Source organism: Segatella hominis, from assembly GCF_004535825.1.
Classification (GTDB): domain Bacteria; phylum Bacteroidota; class Bacteroidia; order Bacteroidales; family Bacteroidaceae; genus Prevotella; species Prevotella hominis.
The window spans coordinates 17870-38357 of record NZ_SGVY01000017.1 but is presented as its reverse complement, the minus strand read 5'-3'; the positions used below and the strand labels follow the sequence as shown (position 1 = coordinate 38357).

Below are 20488 nucleotides of genomic sequence, written 5' to 3'. Positions count from 1 at the left end.
TTGATATCGCTGAATCTAAAATTCAACTTAAAAAATAAGTCTGCAACTGAACTCAAGAGAGGGAGAAGGAACCAACTGAACTCAAGAGAGAGAGAGAGAGAAGGAACCAACTGAACTCAAGAGAGGGAGAGAAGGAACCTACTAAACTCAAGAGAGAGAGAAGGAACCAACTGAGCTCAAGAGAGAGAGCCATCAGCCCACCTCAAGCAATGTATTACAGCAGATAAGCCTCCATATCAGAGAGTTTCGTCAGAAGCCCGTCAGGCACACTCTCGTCATATTCCTTCTTTTCCCATTGCAATCCCTTAATCCACAACGTATAGCAACCCAGCTGACGGGCCGGAAGAATATCCTTGCTGAAGGTATCTCCCACCACCAGCACCTGCGAAGCCGGCAAATCCAAAGCACAGACACCCAGGGCGAAGATAGCAGGATTTGGCTTGCGAACACCCACTACCGCCGACTCTATGACGCGACAGAAATAACCGTCGATGCCCGCATCCTTCAACACCTGATTGATATTGCCATAGAAATTGGACACAAGAACCATCGGATAACCCGCCTGCTTCAGATGCTCCAGCACCTGTTTGTTTTCAGCCAAAAGCTGCTGGGTCTCACTATTGATATAGGCAGCCATCGATGCAGAGATTTCTGCTATCTCCGACTCACTCAACTCGAGCCTTTCAGCAAGTGCCTGCTGCTTCTGGGCATCGTCCTTACCGGTTTCCAACAAAGGTGCACCGGCGAGGAAAGACAACTGGAAATGTATCTTCAAGCGGAGGATATCCTCGAAGTGATCCTCAGCCTTCACCAGCGGATGCACTGCCAGCACACGCTCACCATACACGTAAGCATCACGGAAAGAAGACTTGCCGATGGATACACCCGGCTCCACCTCCTCATCAGCATTCACGCCGATACCGAAGTGCTCGTAGCCTTTCCACAACACCTCCGACCAGTGGTCGCCCCTGGTATCGAGCGTACCGCCATAGTCGAAAATAATTCCCTTTACATCCAGTTTCTTATTCATCATTTTTCTGTTTCAAATCCTTATTTCCTATCTTGATAAGCAGGATGCCGACAGCTATCCAGAACAACTCTCGCAGGCGGGTAATGAGACCCGTATAGACGCCTAATGCACCCGTAAGATGCAACCCGTCCACCGCCAGAGCCAGACCACCCTCACGCGCTCCCAACTGCATCGGAGAGAAGAAGATGAGATTGCTGAAGAGCGAAGAGAATGCCAATATCAGAATACTGTCGAGAATGCTCACATCCGCAGCGAAAGCCTTCAGGATGAGATAGATTTCCACACTCTGAAGCACGCGCGCTGCCACCTCGGAAAACAACGAGAGATAGAACGTACGCTTGTGCTGACCGTGGAGCATCGCTATCTGGTCGTCTATCTGCTCCAACGTTTCCTTCTTAGATTCCGCAAAGCCTCTCGCCCATTTCTTCACCATCGGGATATGCGTAAGGATTCGGATGCCCTTCTGAGCCATGCCCGTACGATAACCGCGAGAGAAAAAGTAGATGCCCAGCAGACAGAATGCGCCTATCAGCACCAGCATGATGCCCATCGGAACGCCTACCGGATACATTGCCACGAAGAGGAATATCGACAAGAACCAGAACCAGAAATGCGAGAAGATGTGCATCATCACATAGAGGATAACCGACGAGGTGGCCTTGCTCACTCCCGTATAAGGCTTCAGCTCCATGATGCGGTAAGGCTCGCCGCCCATCAGTCCGCAGGGCGTAGTATAGTTGAGTGCAAATCCGCTCACAGTCAGTTTGTACACACGCCAGAAGGAAAGCCCCTTCACCTTGCCCTCGTCATTGATGATGAGATACCAAGAGAGCGTGTTCACCATATACACCACCAGCCACAGGGCGAGTATCAGCGGAAAGTAGATGCCCGCCTGCTTCAGATATCGCCAGATGTCGGTATAGTCCATATCCATCGTACAGAGCATGATGACGATGGCGATGATACCGAAGGCCATGAAGATATTTCTGAACCGATTATTCATAAGAAGCTATTTTAACTAAAATCTCACAACAGAGCTTTTCGTGGCGATAATGCATATAGAAATATACGGCTGTGAAGACCACAATCTCCACACAGAAGTATATCCATGGCATACCCACTAAGATGCTCGCAAAGAGCGTAAAGCTGCGCCAGTTGAAAGTCAGGAAGTTGGCATACTTCATCAGCGGCAGACTGCCCTTGCGGAAGTCGGCACGCAGATTATCCGGCAACTGGTTAGGATACTTGTGGCGAATGGTTTTCTTGAGTTTCTGAAACCATGGTGTCTCCTTCTCCTGCGCCAGCGTATAGTTCTTGTAGAAGAACTGGAAGAACTTCTGCAGCGGCTCCCTTTTCCACTTCATCTGCTTGTAGATAGCCACCTGCTTGATGGCATCATCCATCTCGCTCCCCTCCTTGCCCTTCAGGAAGAAGAGGTGTATCTGGCGATAGTAGTCGGCCAGACGGCACTGGCGGGAGTGGCAGAGCAGACCGCTCACGACAGCCAGTCCCCATATCCAGAAGCCCCACTCTGGCATCAGACGGATGCAGATGCAGACATAGATGGAGATGAACCACAGATCGCCGGCAGCACCGTCGAGGATACGTCCCAGCGCACTTTTCTGATTGGTGAGTCGCGCCAGCTGTCCATCACAACTGTCGTACATATTCGCCCATACGAGCAGCAGAATGCCCACGATATTGATTTTCAAATCGTTGAAACCGAAGCAGATACCCGCTCCCACCCCCAGGAAGATGGAGAGGATGGTTACTACATTCGGCGTAACGTGCAGCATTCTGAAAAATCTCGCCCACTGATAGCCTATGGGGCGATAGAAATAAATGTCAATATGCTCCTCGGTGTCTGCAGACTTCAGAGAAGCTTGATATTCCTGATTTGCCATTTCTTTTTGAATTACTATACCTATTTATATATTATCTACCTATTTATATATTATCACTATACCTTAATAAATAATAGCTATACCTATTTATATATTATAAAGGATTTTCTTTTTTTCTATATTTACTGAATTCTCGAAAAAGATCATCTCAAGGAGTCTCGAAAGAGATAATCTCTGAGACCTTCGCAAGAAACAATCTCAAGGACTTCAGAAAGAGATTATCTCAGGGATTCCCTTCTCTATTCTGCTTTCTCGAAATCCGTTACGCCCTCAATAAACGGATGCTTTTCGAATTCCATGCAGAGACGCTTGGCTATATAATAAGCAGCAGTATCACGGCAAGGAGCGAAGCTTGGCCAGTCGTTGAAGTCGATAATTCTGAAACTGCCATCCTCGGATATGATGCAGTCGCCGCCGTAGATAGGAGTCTCGAGCACCGTGGCAGCCCTGTCGGCAGTCTTTTTCAAATCCTCCACCACGAATGGAATACCCTGCGCATCGCCGTTGATTACTTCAAGACCGAACTTGCTGCGATGACCGCACTTTGACGGATAGAACCAGTAGAAGAAATCAGTGCCTTCCACGCCATAAAACTTCACGAGGTCACCCTTCAGATGTTCATTGAGAACCACCGGAGAAATGTTTCTCATATCGAAACTCTGCAATACCTTCTCAGCTTCCTCGCGGGTCTCCACATAGCAGGTATCCTCCTTCTGCTGTGCACAGGCATTCCCACGCTTCAGCCAGCATGGATAGATATCCCAGTCGCCCAGACCGTCAAAAGATTCCACTATCTTGCTCTTCGGCATCGGGATACCGTCCTCCATCAGCAGGCTGGTCATCTCCGATCTCACGCAGTTCATCACGCCCACCGGAGTGTTCAGTCCAGGAAGGCCATCGGCCATAGCTACTTCCAACATCTTGAGTGCATTGTTGCTGCGAGCCATACTGAAATAGCCAGCCACATCGTTCACAAACCAAACCGTGTTCATAAACTCAGAATACTCTTCAGGCTTTGTAAAGTGACTAACTTGCTCATCATTAGAATACTCACGGCATGGATAAACTGTCGCTCCGAGAGCCTTCAGTTGCTCACTCACAGCATTAAAGATGGCAGCGTCGCTATTTACACAGTTGGGTGAGAAACTGCTATCGCGCATGATACCATCGATAATCTTGCCTTCCAAAGGCAGCAGGAATTTTCTTGCCTTGGCGATATCCTCCTTATGATCCACATCGAGAATCTTATCGATAGGATAAGCCTCCAGGCGCAGCCCTTCAGCCACAAGCTGGCGCTGGAAGTTGCGCATTCGGCTCATGCCCTGCTCCATACAATGATCGAGCACATCGAGGGCCTTGTCGCCCAGACAGTAGATGCCACCAGAAATCAGATGGTCGTCGCCCTCGCACTGGTCGTGGAAACCGGTGATAAGCGGCTTGCATCGGTATCCCTGCTGGTCTATGAGACTCTCCCCCTCCGCGCCGGTCTGCTCCTTCACGCCTACCCAGAGAGGCTTCTCGTCGTCCACGTAAGGAGTCACAGCCATGCAGCCGTCGATATCTTTGACGCGCTCAAAATGGCGGATATATTTCTTGAATTCCTCTTCACGGAAAATCGTATCAACAGTAGTCAGGCAGAAGCGTTCACCCCTGAGATAAGGCGACAGGGCATGAAGGCTGTGCATAGAGCTTGGGGTAGTTTTCACAATGATTTTGAGCGGCACAGGCAGATCCAGCTTCTTCAGATAACGATGCACGCTGGTACTCTGTTCGTTGATGATGACCACGATTTCTGATGCTCCACAATCCACGAAGATACGCATCAGGCGCTCTATCATCGGCTGGTCACATACAGAAACTAAGGGCTTTGGCTCCTCTACGCCTTCCTGCGCAAGGCGGCTGCCCTCACCGGCAGCAATAATTGCAAATTTCATATTATATTGTTGTTTAATATATTTTTTATTCAAGTTTCGCAAGTTCAGAAGTTAATGAAGTTAAAGGAGTTATCGCTCCCTACGGTCGCTGAGGAGTTAAGACAATAGGCTTTTTGGCGTAGTTATTAAGCTACAAGACATACGTCTTAACTCCTTAACTTCCTTAACTCCTTAAACTTCCTGATATGCGAAAGTTCAGTAGAATGTATATAAAGGAACGTATCAGCACTCCTGTATTTTGAACATACTTTGGATACAAAACAACATTCATAGAGACGCAGACACCCCTTTAATGACACAAACTAATATTTTTAACGGATGCAAAGGTACAATAAATTTCTGATACGACAAACACTTGTCCGCAAGAATAAAACCTAAATAACTAAATTATTTTTCATTTCAGATAATTTAAACATACTTTCTTGGCTCTTACGACAAAACTTCTTACCTTTGCAGCATGAAAAGAGAGAGAGACAACTACACTTTCCTGACTCATGCACCAGTTCATAGAGTCATTTTCACGATGGCAATCCCTACAATCATCAGTATGCTGTCGACGAGCATGTACAACCTCGCCGACACCTATTTCGTGGGCACTATCAATACGCAAAGCGTAGCTGCCGTGGGCATTTCCTTCTCGGTGATGGCCATCATTCAGGCAGTAGGCTTCTTCTTCGGTCACGGCTCAGGCAATTATATTTCCCGCCAGTTGGGAGCCAAGGAGCACCGGAAAGCAGAGCAGATGGCCTCTACGGGCTTTATACTGAGCTTCTTTGCCGGGCTTCTCATCGCCATCCTGGGACAGATTTTCATCACTCCGCTCGCCATCTTCCTGGGTTCCACACCCACCATCCTGCCCTATACAGAGCGCTACTTAGGCATCGTCATGCTCGGCGCTCCCTTCATGACAATGTCGCTCACACTGAACAATCAGATGCGTTTTCAGGGCAACACAATGTCGGCGATGAAGGGCATCCTGTCGGGAGTTTTGCTCAATCTGGTACTCGCTCCGCTGCTCATCATCTACTTCTGTATGGGCATTACCGGAGCCGCCATTGCCACCCTCATCAGCCAGATTTTCGGTTGCCTGATGCTCTTTCTGATGAGTAGAAGGGGGCAGAATATCAGAATCCGCCTAAAAGACTTTACTCCTAATAAACAACTTGCGAAGGAAATCATTTTTGGCGGCACGCCCTCCCTTTCGCGACAGGGATTGGGCAGTGTATCCACCATTCTGCTCAACGTGGCAGCCGGAGCCTACGGTGATGCTGCCATTGCGGGCATGAGCATCGTAACGCGCATCTCTTTCTTCACTTATGCAATCGTCATCGGACTGGGACAGGGCTTCCAGCCACTCTGCGGTTTCTGCTATGGCGCCCATCTGTACCAGCGAGTGAAGGAAGCCTTCTATTTCTGTATCAAATGCGGTACAGTATTTCTCTCTGTATGTGCGCTGGCAGGCTTTGTTTTCTCCGAGTCCATCATCGGCCTGTTCCGTAGCGATCCAGACGTGATCCATGTAGGAGCTGCAGCTCTGCAATGGCAGGTGCTCAGCTTTCCGCTTGTATCAACCATTGTACTCACCAATATGCTGATGCAGACCATCCGCAAACCTATCCGTGCCAATCTTGTGGCAGCAGCCAGAAGCGGACTTTTCTTCATTCCGCTCATCTTTATATTGCCTCATTTCTTTGATCTGCTGGGCGTGGAAATGTGTCAGGCTTGGGCAGATGCATGCAGCTTTACCATGGCCATTCCTATCGCCTGGAGTGCTTTCAGGGATATGAACAGATTAAAGAAAGCAGGAGAGATTCCGGTGAAATAACTCAAAAACTGGTGAAGAACAAACTACACAAATAATCAAAAAAAACATCCCTAATGCTCAAAAAACACTCAGAAAAACAAGCAAATCCAGCAAAATATCCCCAATATTCTACTCTTTAACATATTTTTAAAGTCAGTTTTGAAAAAAAATCGCTTATCTCGGCTTTTTGATTTGGAGATTTCAATCTTTTATTGTAATTTTGCAACGAATTTATTGACACACTGAATAACAATGAGTAAAGATACATTAACTCATCAGCTGACTGAGACCATCGAGGAACTTTCATGCCCAGAGTCACTGAAAGGTCTGTTTCATCAGCATCGAGACGGAAATCCACTCCCTTCGGGCAAGGCGCTCGAAGAAATCATCAGTCTGTCTCGCTCCATCCTTTTCCCGGGATATTTCGGCAACTCATCCGTCAATATCTCCACTATCAAGTATCACATCGGAGTAAGAGTTGAAAAACTCTATGAAAAGCTAAGCGAACAGATTCTTGCCGGTCTCTGTTTTGCCAACGACTGCGAGCACGAAACCCCTGCAGAGCTGCAGCACCAGAGGGCTAAAGCCGGAGTCATCGCCGCCAAAGCCATCATGGAATTTCCGAGACTCAGAAAGATACTCGCCACAGACATAGAAGCTGCCTACGAGGGCGATCCGGCGGCAGTGAGCCAGGGAGAGATCATCTCCTGCTACCCCGTCATCAAGGCCATCACCAACTACCGACTGGCGCATGAGCTCTACAAGCTGGGCGTACCGCTGATACCGAGAATGATGACCGAGCTGGCCCACTCTGAAACGGGCATCGACATCCACCCGGAAGCCACCATCGGCAAGCACTTCACCATCGACCACGGTACGGGTGTAGTGATAGGAGCCACCTGCATCATCGGAGACAATGTGAAGCTCTATCAGGGCGTAACCCTCGGAGCCAAGAGCTTCCCGCTCGACAAGGACGGCAACCCTATCAAGGGAATACCTCGCCACCCTATCCTGCAAGACGACGTCATCGTATATGCCAACGCCACTATCTTGGGCAGAATCACTATCGGCAAGGGATGCGTAGTGGGAGCCAACGTATGGGTGACCAAGGATATGCAGCCGAAAACAAAAAAGTATAAGAAAGAAAAACAAAGTTTATTAGATATAGAATTCAATAATGGAACAGGAATTTGAACTCATTGCCAAGACCTTTATGGGTCTGGAACCAGTCTTGGCTGAGGAGCTCACCCAGCTGGGTGCCAACAATGTACAAATAGGTCGCCGCATGGTATCTTTCACAGGCGACAAGGAAATGATGTATCGTGCCAACTTCCAGTTGCACACTGCCATCCGTATTCTCAAGCCTATCAAGCACTTCAAGGCTCGTAGCGCAGAGGAGGTTTACGACGAAGTGCAGAAAATCAAGTGGGACGACATCCTCGACGTAAAGAAGACTTTCTCGGTAGATTCTGTAGTCTATTCAGAGGAGTTCCGCAACTCCCGATTCGTAACCTATAAGGTAAAGGATGCCATCGTAGATTGGTTCCGCGAGAAGATGGGCACACGTCCTAACATCAGCGTTTCCAACCCAGACATCCGTCTCAATATCCACATCGCTGAAGACAAGGCCACACTGAGCCTCGACTCAAGTGGCGAGAGCCTCCACCGCCGCGGATACCGCCAGGAGCAGGTAGAAGCACCGCTCAACGAGGTGCTCGCAGCAGGCATGATCCTGATGACCGGCTGGAAGGGCGAGTGCGATTTCATCGACCCAATGTGCGGTTCAGGCACCATCGCCATCGAGGCTGCCCTGATAGCCCGCAACATCTCTCCAGGTGTATTCCGCAAGGAATTCGCATTCGAGAAGTGGAATGATTTCGACAAGGATCTCTTCGATGCCATCTACAACGACGACTCACAGGAGCGCGAGTTCGAGCACCACATCTACGGCTACGACGTGGATATGAAGGCCGTGAATACTGCCAACCTCAACGTGCGTGCAGCAGGTCTCACCAAGGATATCACCATCCAGCACCAGGACTTCAAGGATTTCCAGCAGCCTGCCGAGAAGAGCATCATCGTAATGAATCCTCCATACGGAGAGCGCATCTCTACCCCTAACCTCCTCAACACCTATAAGATGATAGGCGAGCGATTCAAGAAGGCTTTTGCCGGCAACGAGGCTTGGGTGCTGAGCTACCGCGAGGAATGTTTCGAGCAGATAGGATTGAAGCCTTCTATCAAGATTCCGGTATTCAACGGCAGTCTGGAATGCGAATTCAGAAAGTACGTAATGTTCGACGGCAAGATGAAGGACTTCCGCTCTGAGGGCGGCGTAGTGAAGACTGATGCCGAGAAGAAAGAGATGGCTCAGAAGCACAGATTCAAGAAGGAACGCGAATTCAAGAAGCGCATCACTGAGGAGACTGAGAACGAGGAAGACGACATCCGTTCATTCAAGTTCCATACCCACCGACTCGAGGACTTCGAGAAGCGCCGCGAGGAAATTCGCCGTGGAGGCAGACCTCGCATCAGCGACAGCCGCAGAGGCGATGATGACGACGACAAGCGCGGAGGCCGTGGATTCAAAGGCGACCGTAAAGGCGGCAAGGACTTCGGCGGAAAGCGTGGCGGATTCAAGGGCGACCGTAAGGGTGGCAGAGATTTCGAAGGAAAGGACTTTGGAGGAAAGAGTTTCGGCGGAAAGCGCGGCGGATTCAAGGGCGACCGTAAGGGCGGCAGAGATTTCAAGCGCGGAGGAAAGCGTGACTTCTCCAACTACGATGAAGATTAAGAAAGAATAAGTTAAGACCTCATGCAGCGAAATAGGGTGTCACGTACCAACCATCTGATTATCAGCTGGTTATCATACATGACGCAATGTTACGCTGCATGATGAGAGAATATAACAAAAATATTTTCAAAAAAGTATGATTCTAAAGAATTCAATTTATAAATTAACTTTCGCCGCTATGATTTCAATGATGGCTATGAATGCCGGCGAGGCTTCGGCACAGGGCAAGGCTTCAAAGACTCATACAGAAACATTCCCAGTAGTGGCTGCCCAGAAGGGAGACAAGGCCTTCACACTGGAAGACCTGAACTTCGGAGGCAACAACTACCGCAACATGGTAGCGAAAAACCGCTGGTGCACCTGGTGGGGCGATGAACTCGTAAGACAGGACATCGACGCCTGCTATCTCGTCAACAAGACGACGGGCAAGGAGACCAAGCTCTTCAGCATCGACCAGATCAACCAGTGGATAGCCCCTACCAAGGATATCAAGGTAAGAGCTCTATACAATGCACAGTTCCCATTCGCAGGCAAAAGCATCGTAATGGTGAGCAACGGCAGCAAGCTGTTCACCATCGACTTCAAGAAGCACAAGCTCATCAGCGAAATGGAATATGCTGAAGGCGAAAGCCTGCTGGAAGCCAATGCCCAGCAGAATGCATTCGCCTATCTCAAGGGCAGCAACCTGTACGTGCGCACCTTCGACGTGGCCAACTACAATGCCATGACCAAGGACAAGAAATCGCACGATTTCCAGATTTCTACCGACGGAAGCCGCGAAATCGTATATGGGCAGAGCGTTCACCGCGATGAATTCGGCATCTCAAAGGGCACATTCTGGAGCCCGAACGGAGAGAAGCTGGCATTCTACCGCATGGATCAGAGCATGGTGACCGACTATCCGCAGGTGGACATCCCGGAAATCGGATTCGACCATCTAGAGACTCAGAGCTGCATCGCTACTCCGGCACCAGACAAATATCCGATGGCAGGAGAGACCTCACACAAGGTGACCGTAGGCGTATTCGACTGCCTCACCGGAAAGACCATCTATCTGAAAGCTGGCGACCCTACAGACCGCTACTTCACCAATATCGCATGGAGCCCAAACGGCAAGACCATCTATATGTTTGAGTTGAACCGCGACCAGAACGACTGCCGCCTGACTGCCTACAGCGCAGAGACGGGTGAGAAGACAGGCGAACTGTACCGCGAGACCGACGAGAAATACGTAGAGCCATGCCACCCTATCCAGTTCCTGCCTTGGGACAGCAGCAGCTTCATCATGCAGAGCCGCAAGGATGGCTACAACCACCTCTATCTCTGCACCTTAGGCAAGCACGGCAGCCGCATGGCAAGCAACACAGAGTCGCTCGAAATCAAGCAGCTGACAAGCGGCAAGTGGGAAGTGATGGACGTGCTCGGCTTCAATGCCAAGAACAAGAGCATCATCATCGCCAGCAACGAGTGCTCACCTATCCAGCGCAATATCTTCAGCGTGGATACCAAGACCGGCAAGCGAAAGATGATAGACGACTGCGGCAAGGGATGGCACAACGCTACGCTGAGCCAGAACGGAGAGTATATCTACGACAACTACTCCACACCGACCCTGCCTCGCAAGATAGCTATCGTAAATACTGCCAACGGCAAGCGCACGGCTTACTTCACAGCCGAAAACCCTTGGAAGGGATACAACGTGCCAGAGTACAGTTGCGGCTCCATCAAGGCCAACGACGGCGAGACAGACCTCTACTACCGCATGGTGAAGCCAGTGAACTTCGACCCTAACAAGAAGTATCCTACTATAATATATGTATATGGTGGTCCTCACGCCCACAATGTGGATGCCCGCTGGAACTACTCCAGCCGCGGATGGGAAACCTACATGGCAGAGAAGGGATACCTGCTCTTCATCCTCGACAACAGAGGCAGCGAGAACCGTGGCAAGGCTTTCGAGCAGGCTACATTCCGCCAGCTGGGACAGGTGGAGATGCAAGACCAGATGCAGGGCGTGGAATATCTGAAGACCCTGCCATACGTGGATGCCGACAGAATCGGAGTACACGGATGGAGCTTCGGCGGATTCATGACCATCTCGCTGATGACCCACTATCCAGAGGTATTCAAGGTAGGCGTGGCAGGTGGCCCAGTCATCGACTGGCACTGGTACGAGGTAATGTATGGCGAGCGCTATATGGATACTCCTCAGACCAATCCTGAGGGCTACAAGAAGACCTCTCTGCTCTATCAGGCCAAGAATCTGAAAGGCAAGTTGCAGATTATCCAGGGTCTCAACGACGTAACAGTGGTGCCTCAGCATTGTCTCACCTTCCTGAAAGCCTGCATCGCAGCCGGCACTCAGCCAGACTTCTTCGTCTATCCAGGTGAGCCTCACAATATGCGCGGACACCAGAGCACTCACCTGCATGAGCGCATCAGCAACTATTTCTTCGATTATCTCAAGTAAATACTTAGGAGTAAGCTCCCCGAGAAAGAGGAGTTTACTCCTACATCAATAACAAACAATAACTTACAGCAAATGAAAATTTTATTGTTAGGAGGCGGTGGCCGTGAGCACGCCTTAGCATGGAAAATCGCTCAGAGCGAGAAAGTGGAGAAACTCTTTATCGCTCCAGGTAATGCCGGTACACAGAATGTCGGCGAGAACGTAGATATCAAGGCTGACGACTTCGAAGCTCTCAAAAACTTCGCAGTAGAAAATGCAGTCGATATGGTAATCGTTGGTCCGGAAGACCCATTGGTAAAGGGTGTTTACGACGACTTCAAAAACGATCCTCGCACCCACAACATCCCTGTGATCGGACCATCCAAGGCAGGTGCCGTACTGGAAGGCAGCAAGGACTTCGCCAAGCAGTTTATGAAGCGCCACAACATCCCGACAGCCCAATACGAAACCTTCGACGGCGAGCACGTAGAGGAAGGTTTGAAGTTCCTGGAGACCCTGAAGGCTCCTTACGTACTGAAGGCCGACGGTCTGTGCGCTGGCAAAGGCGTACTCATCCTCCCTACCCTCGAAGAGGCCAAGAAGGAGTTCAAAGAGATGCTCGGAGGTATGTTCGGCAATGCTTCTGCCCGCGTAGTAATCGAGGAATTCCTGAGCGGTATCGAATGCTCAGTATTCGTACTTACCGATGGCAAGAACTACAAGATTCTGCCAGAAGCTAAGGACTACAAGCGCATCGGCGAGCACGATACCGGTCTGAACACAGGCGGTATGGGCAGCGTAACCCCAGTACCTTTCGCTACCAAGGAGTGGATGCAGAAGGTGGAAGACCACATCATCCGTCCTACCGTAGAGGGTCTGGCAGAGGAGAATATCGACTATAAGGGCTTCATCTTCTTCGGTCTGATCAATGTAGAGGGCGAACCTATGGTCATCGAGTATAACTGCCGTATGGGCGACCCAGAGACCGAGAGCGTAATGCTCCGACTGAAGAGCGACATCGTGGACCTCTTTGAGGGAGTAGCAGAAGGCAACCTCGACCAGAGAGCCATCGAGTTTGACGAGCGTGCAGCAGTCTGCGTGATGCTCGTGAGCGGCGGCTATCCTGAGGCATACAAGAAGGGATACCCTATCGAAGGCATCGACCAGGTAGAAGGCTCTGTAGTATTCCATTCCGGTACAGCCATGAAAGACGGTCAGGTGGTAACCAACGGCGGTCGAGTAATCTGCGTAAGCAGCTATGGCAAGGACAAGGAGGAGGCTTTGAAGAAGAGCTTCGCAGAGGCTCAGAAGATTCAGTTCACCGACAAGTACTTCCGCTCTGATATCGGTCAGGACCTTTAGTTTTTAATGTGAATTTAGAAATTTAACAATTTAGCACTTAGCATTTGACATTTAACATTGATATAGATGTTAAGAAAGAAAAGATTACAAAACAAGATAGCGGCAAGCCGCTTCTCATTACCTGTCACTGCAACCCTTGCCGCTCTGGTTTGGGTTGCAGTAGGCTTTATAATGGATAACATCTGGGCACAGTTCGCCTTTACCATCATCTCTACCCTGCTCATGGTAGAGTTGAATAATCGCAATTCACTCATGCGCACCTATAGCCGCATGGTATCTTGCAGTTTTCTGGTGCTCATCACCATGGCCAGCCTGCCCAATCCATCGATGAAAGCCAGCATCGTGACCATGTGCTTCATCGCCTTCACGCTGATCATCTGGAACTGTTATCAGGACCGTCATGCAGCGGGATGGGCTTTCTATGCCTATTTTTGCATCGGTCTGGCTTCTCTGGTGTTCATACAGGTCTTCTACTATCTGCCGATACTCTGGCTCTGCATGATATTCTTCTCCAACTGTTTCAGTGCCCGCACATTCTTAGCTTCGCTGATAGGAGTAATAGCTCCCTACTGGTTTGTATCCGGCTATTTCGCCTATACAGACAATCTTCAGGCACTTTCCGACCACTTTACGGCTATCATCGATTATCAGGAACTGTTCGATTACTCCCAGATCACCCTTCATCAGCTCATCAATTACGGTTTTATTGTCATTTTGGGTCTTCTCGGAACCATTCATTTCATCCATTCAAGCTATGCCGATAAGATACGCACACGCATGATCTACGATTCATTCATCACGCTGAGCATTGTGACTTGGGTATTCATGATACTTCAGCCCCAGCACGAGAACGAACTTTGCGGCATCATGATAGCCAACACGGCTCCACTCATCGCCCATTTTATCACCTTTACCAAAGGAAAGATTACCAATATTGCTTTCATCGCCATTATCTTGATCACGATGTTTATCACGTTGTTCAACATCTTCGTGCCGCCTGTAGTATTGCTGCAATAAAGCAGAAAAGGATGAGCAAAAGATAAAAGAGCGAAGTCAATATCAGTTTTAAAAAGTAAATAAAGTGCATTTGATTATAGGATTATTAGTAGAATGGGGATATTGGGGAATGCTCTTGGCAGCATTTCTGGCAGGCAGTTTTTTTCCATTCAGCAGCGAGGCTGTAATGGCAGGCCTACAGGCAGCCGGACTCGAGCCCGTGCCACTCATCATCTACGGAAGCATCGGAAACGTACTCGGCTCTATGTTCAACTATGGATTCGGAAGGATGGGAAAGATGGAATGGATAGAAAAATATCTCCACGTGAAGAAAGAAAGTCTCGACAAAGCGGAGCGATTCATGGCAGGTCGCGGAGCATGGATGGGATTCTTCGCCTTTCTGCCGCTACTAGGAAGCGCCATCACGATCGTACTCGGACTCACAAGAGCCAACCTCCCCATCTCTATCTTCAGCATAACAATCGGTAAAGTATTGAGATATGTGCTGCTTGTATATGGGCTGAGCTTTATCTTCTGAATAAAACGCTTCTGAGTAGAAAACAAATGATTCTATAAGAGGAATAAAGCAAAAGCGAATTATAAGACAAGAGCTAAAAGTTCTAAAAAGAGGAAAGGAACGAAAGTCCAACCAAAGAAATGACAGAAAGTCTTATCTAAAAAACTTTACAACATTAAAAATTAAACAATAAGAGAAGATAAAATGAAAAGATTCCTACACCTTATTATATTAAGCAGCTGCATGATAACAGGATGCATCTGCATGCTGGCAAGCTGCAAGAATGTAAATAGCTACAACAATGGAAAGGATGGCTTAGATCCAAACAAGCCTACCGTAACTGTAACTATAGAACCATTCAGATATTTCGTGGAACAAATAGCTGGCAACGATGTGAATGTCAACGTGATGGTGCCTGCCGGAAGCAGTCCAGAGACTTACGAGCCTACCCCACAACAAATGGTTGATCTCTCGAAAAGCGTATTCTATTTTAAAGTAGGACAGATAGGATTTGAAAAAACTTGGATGAAGAAACTGCAACAGAATGCACCCAATATGAAAGTGATAGACACATCCACAGGTATCAGAATGCTCGAAACGCAGAGCGGAAATATAGATCCACACACCTGGATGAGCATCAAAAGTGCTGATATCATCACTTCCAACATCGCCAAAGCCCTGATGGACAAATATCCTGAAAAGGCTGAGGAATACAAGAAAAGGTTGAGGGATTTCAGAAAGAACAAATTGGATAAACTGCAGAACGAGATAGACAAGTATCAGTCCACCATCAAGGGAGAGAAACAGAAAAGTTTCGTTATCTACCATCCTACCCTAACCTACTTCGCCAAGGAAAACGGACTGAAGCAGTATGCGATAGAAGAAGAAGGAAGGGAACCAAGCATTACGCAGTTGAAAGAACTTATACAGCGTGCCAAGAGCGAAGATATCAACCTCATCTTCGTACAAAAAGAATTCTCAAACCGAAATATTCAGGTATTCATCGATGCTACCCATTCGAAAGCCGTGGAAATCAATCCGCTAAGCTACGACTGGGAGGGACAGATGCTCCTGATTACAAAAGAAATAGCCCAATCGGGAAAGAAATAAGTGCTATTGTTAAAAAGGGAAATATGTCAAAACCAATCATTCAAATCGAACATGTATCTGCAGAATACGACGGAAAACAGGTGCTCAAGGATATCAATCTGACCGTCTATCAGGACGATTATCTTGGCATCATCGGTCCCAATGGCGGTGGCAAGACCACACTTATGCGCCTCATCTTGGGACTGAAGAAGCCAACCGAGGGAAGTATTCATTTCTGCAGCGAGGGAAAAGAAATATCAATGGGATATCTCCCACAATATAACGACTTAGACAAGCAATTTCCTATCTCTGTATATGAGGTAGTTCTCTCAGGACTGAGCAAGAGCAAGAGCCTCTTTGCCAGATATACCAAGCAACACCACCAACAAGTGGCAGAAACCTTGGAAAGAATGCAGATATCCGACTTAAAAGACAGGCACATAGGAGCTTTGAGCGGCGGACAACTCCAGCGCGTACTTCTGGCACGTGCCATCGTTTCCAAGCCAGATGTCGTCATTCTCGACGAGCCGAATACCTACATCGACCGCAGATTTCAAAAGCAGATGTACGAAATGCTGGAACAGATCAACAAGGAATGTGCCATCATCATCGTAAGTCACGACATAGCGGAGGTTCTCAATAATGTAAAACACGTGGCCTGTGTAAACCACAACCTGCACTATCATGACACGACAGATATGCCAAAAGAAAAACTGGAGGAACATTTCCTGAAGGTTTAGAAAGAATACTGATGATGCTCATTACTCTTTGCTACATACATTGTAGCATTGAGAATTAGCAAAATTTAGGAGCGAAGGCAGGTAAAGAACAGAAAATGTATAATATAATCTAAAAAACGCAACTCGCCAACAATTATATCTTTTCTTTTTATTACCTTTGCAAAGTTATATAGAAATAAAGTTATATACATAGAAAATAAAGTTATATAGAAATATAAAACATTAAAGTTTATAAACCATAATGAAACAGTACAGATTAGTGGACAATATCTTTGGATGGGTCGCATTTGTCATTGCAGCCTTCGTATATTGTTCCACAATTGAACCGACAGCCAGTTTTTGGGACTGTCCTGAGTTTATCACTACTGCTTACAAGCAAGAAATCGGTCACCCTCCTGGGGCACCATTCTTCATGCTTTTAGGCAATTTCTTCACACATTTCGCCAGCGATGCCACACAGGTAGCCAAGATGGTGAACACGATGAGCGCACTCCTGAGTGCCGTTTGTATTCTGTTCCTCTTCTGGACTATCACACATCTGGCACGTAAACTCATCATCAGCGACTGGAAAGAGATGACCACCAGCAAACTGATTGCCATTGAAGCCTCAGGTATGGTGGGCGCACTCATCTACACCTTCAGCGATACCTTCTGGTTTTCTGCAGTAGAGGGTGAGGTCTATGCGTTCTCATCTGCATTCACAGCTGTAGTATTCTGGCTGATACTGAAGTGGGAAGACCATGCCGACGAACCTCACAGCGATCGCTGGCTTGTACTCATCGCCTATATGACAGGTCTGAGTATCGGTGTGCACCTGCTCAACCTGCTCTGTATCCCGGCCATCGTACTCGTATATTATTATAAGAAGGTGCCACATGCCAATCTCAAGGGTTCACTGCTCGCATTGATTCTCTCTTTTGCAGTAGTTGTAGCAGTACTCTATGGAGTAGTACCTGGTATCATCACTGTAGGCGGCTGGTTTGAGTTGTTCTTCGTCAACGTACTCGGTTGCCCATTCAATACAGGAGAAATCGTTTATATCATCTGCCTCGTGGCTGCCGTTATCTGGGGCATCTACGAAACATACAATGCAACAGACAAGAACGTAAAGCGACAGAATATCGCCTTCATTCTGGGCTTCGGCATGCTCGGCATTCCATTCTACGGATACGGCTGGAGCGCAGTAATCTGCGGTGTGATAGTAATGGCTATCCTCTGGTTTATACTGGGATACAAGCGCAAGCAAGAAGTAACAACAGGCGTGGACGAGACAACGGGCATCACTAAGAAAAAGATGCAACTCTTGCCTCTCGTTTCTGCGCGCATCAAAAACACCGCTCTGCTCTGCATGCTGATGCTGATGATCGGCTATTCCAGCTATGCACTCATCGTAATCCGTTCTTCTGCCAACCCTCCTATGGATCAGAACTCTCCTGAGGATATCTTTACCTTAGGTAGCTATCTGAGCCGCGACCAGTATGGCGACCGTCCGCTGTTCTACGGTCAGGCATACACATCGCAGGTGGCACTCCAGGTGGAAGGCGACATGTGCAAACCTGAGATGAAGGAAGGTGCACCAGTATATCAGCGCAAGGAAAAAGCAACTGCAGACGAGAAGGACTCATACTTCATCGTAAGCCATAAGAACAAATACCAGTACGCTCAGAATATGTTCTTCCCTCGTATGTATGACGCAGCACATGCACAGGCTTACGAGGACTGGATGGGTGGCGTAGATGGCACAGAAGTGCCTTACGACAGATGCGGTGAAAACATCATGGTGAAGGTTCCTTCACAGGTGGACAACATCCGCTTCTTCCTCTCCTACCAGTGCAATTTTATGTACTGGCGTTACTTCATGTGGAACTTCGCTGGTCGCCAGAACGACATCCAGGGCAACGGAGAACCTGAGCACGGAAACTGGATAACCGGTTTCTCATTCATCGACGACTCGCTCTACGGTGATCAGAGTAAACTTCCGGATGACCTGAAGAACAACAAGGGGCACAACGTATTCTACTGCATGCCTCTGATACTCGGTCTCATCGGTCTCTTCTGGCAAGCATGGTACACACGCAAGCGCAAGGTAATCAAGAACGGAAAGGAAGTAGAAGAAATCCTTCCTATCGGTATCCAGCAGTTCTGGGTAGTGTTCTTCCTGTTCTTCATGACTGGTCTTGCCATCGTCATCTACCTGAACCAGACTCCAATGCAGCCACGTGAGCGCGACTACGCATACGCAGGATCATTCTATGCATACGCCATCTGGTGTGGTCTGGGTGTACTTGCTATCATCAACCTATTGAAAGAGAAAGCAAAGTTGAGCGGTACCGCCATCTCTGCCATCGTTGCCGTCATCACTCTGCTCGTGCCAATACAAATGGCTTCCCAGACATGGGATGACCACGACCGCAGCAACCGCTATACTTGCCGTGATTTCGGACAGAACTATCTGATGTCACTCCAGGAGAAGGGAAATCCTATCATCTTCACTAACGGGGATAACGATACCTTCCCACTCTGGTACAATCAGGAAGTAGAAGGCGTAGGTACAGATGCACGCGTTTGTAACCTGAGCTACTTGCAGACCGACTGGTACATCGACCAGATGAAACGCCCTGCCTACAACTCTCCTTCAGTGCCAATCACATGGCCAAGACTTGATTTCTGTTCTGGAACCAATGAGTACGTAACTGTAGAACCAGGAGCAAAGCAGCAGATTCTCGAATTCTATAAGCAGAATCCAGAAGCAGCCAAGAAACAGTTTGGCGATGAACCGTTCGAACTAAAGAATGTGCTGAAATATTGGGTAAGAAGCAAGAATCCAGACCTGCACATTATTCCAACAGATACCCTCTACGTGACTATCGACAAGGAGGCTGTAAAGAAGAGTGGCATGATGATGGCTTCTGATACAATACCAGACAAGATGGTTATCTCTCTCGCAGGAAAGACCGCACTCTACAAGGGCGACCTGATGATGCTGGAAATGATAGCTCAATGCAACTGGGTACGCCCTATCTACGTAGCACTGACTGTAGGTGAGGACAACTACATGAATCTGGGTGACAACTTCGTACAGGAGGGTCTCGTAAACCGTATTACTCCTTTCACCACCAACAAACCAGGTGCTAAGAATTTCGATACCGAGAAGGCTTATCATAACATCATGACCCGTTTCAAGTTCGGCAATCTGAAACAGAAAGGACTCTACATCGACGAGACAACTATGCGTATGTGCTATACGCACCGTCGCCTGCTCGCCCAGACAGCCCTCCAGTTGCTTTCAGAGCATAAAAACAAGAAGGCTATCGACATTCTGAAGAAAGCTGATGTTGAGATACCAGACTATAATGTTCCAATCGATTACATGAGTGGTGGTCTTGATATGGCTCGTGGATGGATTCTCGCTGGGCAGAAGCAGAAGGCTGCTGAATACGTAGGCAAGGTTTGGAAAACTGCCAGCCAGTATCTGAGCTACTATCTGTCACTCGATGCCAACCGTTTCGCTCAGGCACAGAACGACTGCATCCGTCAGATCATGATTATGCAGAGCACCTGCGAGGTAGCAAGCATGGTAGATCAGAAGACTGCCAAGAAGTATGAAGACCAACTCAACAAGCTCTATACTTTGTATCACGGCAGAGGAGGTCAGATGCCAAATGCAGGAAATTAAGAGAAACTTTTACAAGGAGAAACTTTCTAATAAAGAAAGCCATTAGGAAAATTCAACTGGGATTTTCATGGGAATCCTAAACAAGGTTTCCCTATAAAGAGAGTTATTAAAAGAATTCTCTTGGCAAGATTCCAGAAAATTTCCAGTAAATGTATCTCTATATATAGAATAACATGATAGGGCGGCTTGAAAA

At 48.1% G+C, this 20488-nt stretch carries 14 protein-coding genes; 10 read left to right on the top strand and 4 right to left on the bottom strand.

Going from position 1 to position 20488, the window contains the following annotated elements; genetic code table 11:
• Positions 1–214: 214 nt before the first annotated feature.
• The 4 genes from EXN75_RS08110 to EXN75_RS08095 all read right to left on the bottom strand — a co-directional run bounded on the left by EXN75_RS08110 (position 215) and on the right by EXN75_RS08095 (position 4868).
• On the bottom strand, positions 215–1033 hold the full coding sequence (locus EXN75_RS08110) for an HAD family hydrolase (protein WP_246031332.1): 819 nt from the start codon (positions 1031–1033) through the stop codon (positions 215–217).
• A complete protein-coding gene (locus tag EXN75_RS08105; RefSeq protein ID WP_134843407.1) occupies positions 1023–2033 on the bottom strand; it encodes a lysylphosphatidylglycerol synthase transmembrane domain-containing protein in 1011 nt (336 codons plus the stop codon). Before EXN75_RS08105 ends, EXN75_RS08110 begins: the two co-directional genes overlap by 11 nt.
• Positions 2026–2934, bottom strand: coding sequence for a CDP-alcohol phosphatidyltransferase family protein (locus EXN75_RS08100; protein WP_134843406.1), 909 nt, complete (start codon positions 2932–2934; stop codon positions 2026–2028). The genes EXN75_RS08105 and EXN75_RS08100 overlap by 8 nt, the downstream gene beginning before the upstream one ends.
• A 239-nt stretch (positions 2935–3173) precedes the next feature.
• Positions 3174–4868, bottom strand: coding sequence for a nucleotidyltransferase family protein (locus tag EXN75_RS08095; protein ID WP_134843405.1), 1695 nt, complete (start codon positions 4866–4868; stop codon positions 3174–3176).
• A gap of 457 nt (positions 4869–5325) precedes the next feature.
• Between EXN75_RS08095 and EXN75_RS08090 the strand changes: the two genes are divergently transcribed.
• The 10 genes from EXN75_RS08090 (at position 5326) to EXN75_RS08045 (ending at position 20295) form a co-directional block, all read left to right on the top strand.
• Complete coding sequence (locus EXN75_RS08090) at positions 5326–6693, top strand: MATE family efflux transporter (RefSeq protein WP_134843404.1); 1368 nt, start codon at positions 5326–5328, stop codon at positions 6691–6693.
• A gap of 231 nt (positions 6694–6924) precedes the next feature.
• Entirely contained in the window at positions 6925–7866 is a 942-nt protein-coding gene (gene epsC, locus EXN75_RS08085) for a serine O-acetyltransferase EpsC (RefSeq protein ID WP_134843403.1), read from the top strand.
• A complete protein-coding gene (locus tag EXN75_RS08080; protein ID WP_022109959.1) occupies positions 7850–9466 on the top strand; it encodes a THUMP domain-containing class I SAM-dependent RNA methyltransferase in 1617 nt (538 codons plus the stop codon). The genes epsC and EXN75_RS08080 overlap by 17 nt, the downstream gene beginning before the upstream one ends.
• A 136-nt stretch (positions 9467–9602) precedes the next feature.
• A complete protein-coding gene (locus EXN75_RS08075) occupies positions 9603–11936 on the top strand; it encodes a S9 family peptidase (protein WP_134843402.1) in 2334 nt (777 codons plus the stop codon).
• 72 nt (positions 11937–12008) lie between these two features.
• The gene (gene purD, locus EXN75_RS08070; protein WP_134843401.1) at positions 12009–13277 is read left to right on the top strand and encodes a phosphoribosylamine--glycine ligase; all 1269 of its coding nucleotides are present in this window, start codon (positions 12009–12011) and stop codon (positions 13275–13277) included.
• 66 nt (positions 13278–13343) lie between these two features.
• On the top strand, positions 13344–14294 hold the full coding sequence (locus tag EXN75_RS08065; RefSeq protein ID WP_134843400.1) for a hypothetical protein: 951 nt from the start codon (positions 13344–13346) through the stop codon (positions 14292–14294).
• 109 nt (positions 14295–14403) lie between these two features.
• A complete protein-coding gene (locus EXN75_RS08060) occupies positions 14404–14811 on the top strand; it encodes a YqaA family protein (protein ID WP_187349080.1) in 408 nt (135 codons plus the stop codon).
• Positions 14812–14994: 183 nt separating this feature from the next.
• On the top strand, positions 14995–15900 hold the full coding sequence (locus EXN75_RS08055; protein WP_246031331.1) for a metal ABC transporter solute-binding protein, Zn/Mn family: 906 nt from the start codon (positions 14995–14997) through the stop codon (positions 15898–15900).
• Between the two features lie 23 nt (positions 15901–15923).
• On the top strand, positions 15924–16619 hold the full coding sequence (locus tag EXN75_RS08050; RefSeq protein WP_134843399.1) for a metal ABC transporter ATP-binding protein: 696 nt from the start codon (positions 15924–15926) through the stop codon (positions 16617–16619).
• Between the two features lie 241 nt (positions 16620–16860).
• Entirely contained in the window at positions 16861–20295 is a 3435-nt protein-coding gene (locus tag EXN75_RS08045; protein WP_134843398.1) for a glycosyltransferase family 117 protein, read from the top strand.
• Positions 20296–20488: the final 193 nt, after the last annotated feature.

Bases quoted from the DNA above. Each gene is read 5' to 3' on its own strand.
- EXN75_RS08050 (WP_134843399.1), top strand. From the start codon at position 15,924: ATGTCAAAACCAATCATTCAAATCGAACATGTATCTGCAGAATACGAC.
- epsC (WP_134843403.1), top strand. From the start codon at position 6,925: ATGAGTAAAGATACATTAACTCATCAGCTGACTGAGACCATCGAGGAA.
- EXN75_RS08055 (WP_246031331.1), top strand. From the start codon at position 14,995: ATGAAAAGATTCCTACACCTTATTATATTAAGCAGCTGCATGATAACA.
- EXN75_RS08065 (WP_134843400.1), top strand. From the start codon at position 13,344: ATGTTAAGAAAGAAAAGATTACAAAACAAGATAGCGGCAAGCCGCTTC.
- purD (WP_134843401.1), top strand. From the start codon at position 12,009: ATGAAAATTTTATTGTTAGGAGGCGGTGGCCGTGAGCACGCCTTAGCA.
- EXN75_RS08080 (WP_022109959.1), top strand. From the start codon at position 7,850: ATGGAACAGGAATTTGAACTCATTGCCAAGACCTTTATGGGTCTGGAA.
- EXN75_RS08105 (WP_134843407.1), bottom strand. From the start codon at position 2,033: ATGAATAATCGGTTCAGAAATATCTTCATGGCCTTCGGTATCATCGCC.
- EXN75_RS08090 (WP_134843404.1), top strand. From the start codon at position 5,326: ATGAAAAGAGAGAGAGACAACTACACTTTCCTGACTCATGCACCAGTT.
- EXN75_RS08095 (WP_134843405.1), bottom strand. From the start codon at position 4,868: ATGAAATTTGCAATTATTGCTGCCGGTGAGGGCAGCCGCCTTGCGCAG.
- EXN75_RS08110 (WP_246031332.1), bottom strand. From the start codon at position 1,033: ATGATGAATAAGAAACTGGATGTAAAGGGAATTATTTTCGACTATGGC.
- EXN75_RS08075 (WP_134843402.1), top strand. From the start codon at position 9,603: ATGATTCTAAAGAATTCAATTTATAAATTAACTTTCGCCGCTATGATT.
- EXN75_RS08060 (WP_187349080.1), top strand. From the start codon at position 14,404: ATGCTCTTGGCAGCATTTCTGGCAGGCAGTTTTTTTCCATTCAGCAGC.
- EXN75_RS08100 (WP_134843406.1), bottom strand. From the start codon at position 2,934: ATGGCAAATCAGGAATATCAAGCTTCTCTGAAGTCTGCAGACACCGAG.
- EXN75_RS08045 (WP_134843398.1), top strand. From the start codon at position 16,861: ATGAAACAGTACAGATTAGTGGACAATATCTTTGGATGGGTCGCATTT.